The sequence below is a fragment of the Paenibacillus zanthoxyli JH29 genome (assembly GCF_000520715.1).
Classification (GTDB): domain Bacteria; phylum Bacillota; class Bacilli; order Paenibacillales; family Paenibacillaceae; genus Paenibacillus_AQ; species Paenibacillus_AQ zanthoxyli.
On the sequence record NZ_ASSD01000012.1, the window covers coordinates 1 to 2,106 of the forward strand.

2 protein-coding genes are annotated in these 2,106 nt (G+C 53.3%); both read right to left on the reverse strand.

Annotated elements, in window-relative coordinates:
- Positions 1-1,164: YhgE/Pip domain-containing protein (locus L691_RS0100575; protein WP_025688103.1), on the reverse strand; the 1,164-nt coding region annotated here is incomplete at its 3' end.
- A 189-nt stretch (positions 1,165-1,353) separates the two neighbouring features.
- Entirely contained in the window at positions 1,354-1,935 is a 582-nt protein-coding gene (locus L691_RS0100580) for a TetR/AcrR family transcriptional regulator (RefSeq protein WP_025688104.1), read from the reverse strand.
- Positions 1,936-2,106: the final 171 nt, after the last annotated feature.

Consider the following 2,106-nt stretch of genomic DNA (forward strand, 5'->3'; position numbering starts at 1 on the left):
CGCGCTGCCGTCCGCCACCGCCTTGCTCGCGGCAATCAGCTTCTGCACATCGGCGCTCGCTGCCAGCTGCGGATTGGCCTGCGCCAGCTGCTGCAGTCCATCCGAGACGCTCTTCGCGCCGGCGCTTACCTTCGCGCTGCCTTCAGCGGAGGCCTTAAGTCCGTCAGCCAGCTTCGCGCTGCCGTCCACGGAGGCCGTCAGGCCAGCCTGCAGCTTCGCGCTGCCGTCCGCGACAGACTCCGCTCCGCTCTTTAGCTGCGCGCTGCCGTCCGCGACGGCTCCCGCTCCGCTCTTTAGCTGCGCCGCGCCTTGGGCGGACTGGTGCAGGCCGCCGCTTAGCTGCTTGGCGCCCGCTGCCGACTGCGCTGCGCCGTCCGCCAGCTGTTTATGGGCGGCGGACAGCTGATTCAGCCCGGAGGCAAGGGAACTGCCGCCTGTATGCAGCTCGGCTGCGCCGCTCTTGATCGCGGCGGCGCCTTGCTTCAGCGGCTGAACGCCGCTAAGCAGCTTGCCCGCTCCGTCGGTCAGAACGACCAGATTATTTTTCAGCTTGGCCGCGCCATTGTCCAGCTTACCCGCGCCGTCTGCGATTTTGGCCGCGCCGTCGCTGGCTTCGCCAAGGCCGTTTGATATCTCGGTTATGTTATCAAACACAGAATTCACGTAAGCTTCTGTAATCTTAGCCGATACTTTGGCCTTAAGCTCCTTGGCCGCCGAACCCGCGATGGTGCTGGCGGTAAAGTTCTCCCCCTGCTTCGGCTCATATATGAGCTGTGCGGGCTTCGGCTGATCATCCAGCATAGTCGTCGCATTGGCGGAGAAATTCTCCGGTACAATAATGGCTACATAATATTCGTCTTTATTCAGTCCCTCTTCCGCCTGTTCGCGGCTCACGAAGACCCAGTTAAAATCCTTGCTCTGCTTAAGCTCCTTTACCAGATCTTGGCCGGCGTTCAGTTTAGTCCCCTCGTAATCCGCGCCCTTGTCTTCATTAACGATGGCGATCGGCATCTTATCGAGATTGCCGTAAGGGTCCCAAAACGCCTTCAAATACACTCCGCTGTAAAGCGTCGGAATGAAAAGCACGGCCAGGATGGTAATTAGCGTCATCGGTTTCTTAAGCGCCGTACCCATGTCTTTCATAAAGACAGATAATGATTTCACTCCGGTTCTCTCCTTTACTTGTTTCTTTCTGTTTACGAAAAATAGCTTGTAATAATAACTGACTATTTTTCCCGATTGGTCAATTCAGAGGACAAAAAAATGCCTCTCGGCTCTTGCTCTCACCTAAACTTCCGTTTGATTCGCCAAACTTCTGGAGAGAATGGGCAATAGACCCCTTCCGCCATTCTCTTACGTCGTTTGTGCCAGACCTTCGGCCAGAATCAGCCGGAAATACGATTTGATCTCCTCCTTGCTCAGAGGGGCTTGCAATTTGTTAAGCTCGGCCGTCAGCGTAACGTACAATTTCAGCATAACCACCGATATAACCTTCGGATCACACGGCTTAATTTCATTCTTGCTGATGGCGTGCTCCACCTCTCGTTCCAGATATGCGATGATGGCGCCCTCGATCTTATCGAGTCCCTCCTGCGCCTGCAGCGTGCCGAATTCGCGCTTTTCCTGGGAAAGCTTGATAATCAGTTCATGCTCGCTCCGAAAGTCCAGCAGGGCGTCCAGCACACGCTGCAGGTTGTCAAAGAAAGGCTTGTCGCGCTTAATCTCCCGGTCGGCGATATTTTTCATCTCAAGAATAACCGAGTGAAGAATCTCGTCAAACAACTGCTCCTTGTTCGAAAAAAAAGTATAAATGGTGCCTTTGCCGACGTTCGCGATTTTGGCCACCTGATCCATTGTTGTCGCCTTGTATCCGAATAATGAAAAGGATTTTGCCGCCGCTTTAATCACCTGCTGCCTTCGATCCACCACTGCCATCCGCGCACTTCCTTTCTGCAGCCTAATAAATGCCGGTCAAGCAAACTGACTATTTTACAAATCTGGTCATTTAGTCGTTAATTAATTTACCACTTTGTGCGCAAGATTGCAATATGTTTCGAATTGTTTTATTTTTTCACGCCTGTTGATTACCCAAAATAAGGAATAACA